At 43.9% G+C, this 2,383-nt stretch carries 1 pseudogene; it reads right to left on the bottom strand.

Annotation, left to right across the window (positions count from 1 at the left end):
• Positions 1-4 precede the first annotated feature (4 nt).
• Positions 5-2,383: pseudogene (locus BWI92_RS26595) on the bottom strand (DUF11 domain-containing protein); the annotation flags it as partial.

Raw genomic sequence — 2,383 nt, 5'->3', positions numbered from 1 at the left:
GCGCCTACAAACTCAAGCAACTCACACCATCTACATCTACGATATCGCCATCACGTTGTACTAAACCTGAACGACTGTACAAAATCACACTTGGATTATTCTTATCGCGTAACTCTACTGATACCCAGTCAACAATCGCATTACTGCCAGTTACTGACAATACCGATGTAGTTGTGGCTTCTTCAGCGCCAATGTGAGGAATATCAGTATAAGAGCCTTTACCATAAGGTTGTACTAATGGAATCAGACCTTGGCTACGTAAGCCATCTAACATCAATCCTACATTGGTATCGTATGCGCCTCGCAAGAATACTTTCGCAGTCAATTTCACTACTGACTGACCTACTGATACGCTCGTAATGTTAGATTGAGCAGCCGTTGTTCCGTCAATCGCAACTGGGTCTCCACCGCCATACACGCCAGCTTTGTTTTGGTAGATACCGTTACTCAAAGCTGTTACTGTCAAGCTAAAACTACTATTGCTTCCTGATGGAATACTGCTAGTTCGTGTACATGTTACTACTTGGCCTGACGAACTACAGCTCCAACCTGTGGCTGTACTTGATGATACAAAGCTTAGGCCACTTTGTAATGTATCTTTAACAGTAATCGTGCCAGTTGTAGCTGCACTTCCAAGATTACTTACGGTAATAGTGTAAGTAAAGTTGTCAAAGGCATTTATTGAGCCACTTGGAGCTGCTTTTGCGATACTTAAACGTGGTGCTGCTGGTACTGTTATCGTTACTGTTGCATTAGCACATACTTGTGGTGTAACCAAGGTGTTACATACTTGGTATACAACTGTTACGGTTGTACCTGGCTCGCTCACAGTTGGTGTATAGCTTAACACACCTGTCGTTGGTGCAAATACTGCTACTCCACTTGCTGTACCACCTGTTCTTGTAACAACAGTGCTCGCTACTGGTAAGAAATCATCATTCGATAATACACTTACTGTACTCGTCAATCCAAATGGAGCTGTCAACACATCATTAACTGCCGTAGCAACTTGTGGATTCAAGTCTGTTTCGTTTGGATTACCATCTTTATCACAATCTAAGGTTTTCCAGCTTGCACTTACATTGCCTATCACTTGGTCTACCTTGTTGTAACTACATCCATCATTGGGATTCGTGTTGTCACCCAATGTTAATGGATTATCATCGATACCATTAATCTCATCCTTGTTCGTTACGCCATCACCATCACAGTCGCCTGTACTGGTCGCTACTAATGTCACTTGTCCCAAGTTTAAGCTACAGGCACTTAGTGGATTCGTATTGTCAGATGTCGTCAATGGATTACCATCCGTACCTGTGGCTTCGTCATAGTTTGTTACACCATCTCCATCACAGTCTGCAGTACGCCATGCCGTTGTCGTACTCGATAAGACTTGGCTTGTACTCCATACACATGGATTCGTTGGTTGTGGATCTGTGTTGTCTGGGTCGCCATCACCATCTTGGTCTCCTGCTGCTGGTACGCTTATCGTTACTGTGGCACTTGCACACACATTTGGTGTTACTAAAGTGTTACATACTTGATAAACAACCGTTACGTTAGGCTCTCCTGGTTCTGTCGCTGATGGCGTGTAGCTCATTACTCCTGTTGTTGGGGCAAAGGCTACTGTACCACTTGCATTTCCGCCTATTCTCGTAATTTCATTACTCGCTACTGGTAAGAAATCATCATTCGATAATACACTTACTGTACTCGTCAATCCAAATGGAGCTGTCAACACATCGTTAACTGCCGTAGCAACTTGTGGATTCAAGTCTGTTTCGTTTGGATTACCATCTTTATCACAATCTAAGGTTTTCCAGCTTGCACTTACATTGCCTATCACTTGGTCTACCTTGTTGTAACTACATCCATCATTGGGATTCGTGTTGTCACCCAATGTTAATGGATTATCATCGATACCATTAATCTCATCCTTGTTCGTTACGCCATCGCCATCACAGTCGCCTGTACTGGTCGCTACTAAGGTCACTTGACCTAAGTTTAAGCTACAAGCACTTAGTGGATTCGTATTGTCAGATGTCGTCAATGGATTACCATCCGTACCTGTGGCTTCGTCATAGTTTGTTACACCATCTCCATCACAGTCTGCAGTACGCCATGCCGTTGTCGTACTCGATAAGACTTGGCTTGTACTCCATACACATGGATTCGTTGGTTGTGGATCTGTGTTGTCTGGGTCGCCATCACCATCTTGGTCTCCTGCTGCTGGTACGCTTATCGTTACTGTGGCACTTGCACACACATTTGGTGTTACTAAAGTGTTACATACTTGATAAACAACCGTTACGTTAGGCTCTCCTGGTTCTGTCGCTGATGGCGTGTAGCTCATTACTCCTGTTGTTGGGGCAAAGGCTACTGT

Source organism: Flectobacillus sp. BAB-3569, from assembly GCF_002270355.1.
In the GTDB taxonomy this organism is placed as follows: Bacteria; Bacteroidota; Bacteroidia; order Cytophagales; family Spirosomataceae; genus Flectobacillus; species Flectobacillus roseus.
This window is presented reverse-complemented; position numbering and strand designations above follow the sequence as displayed.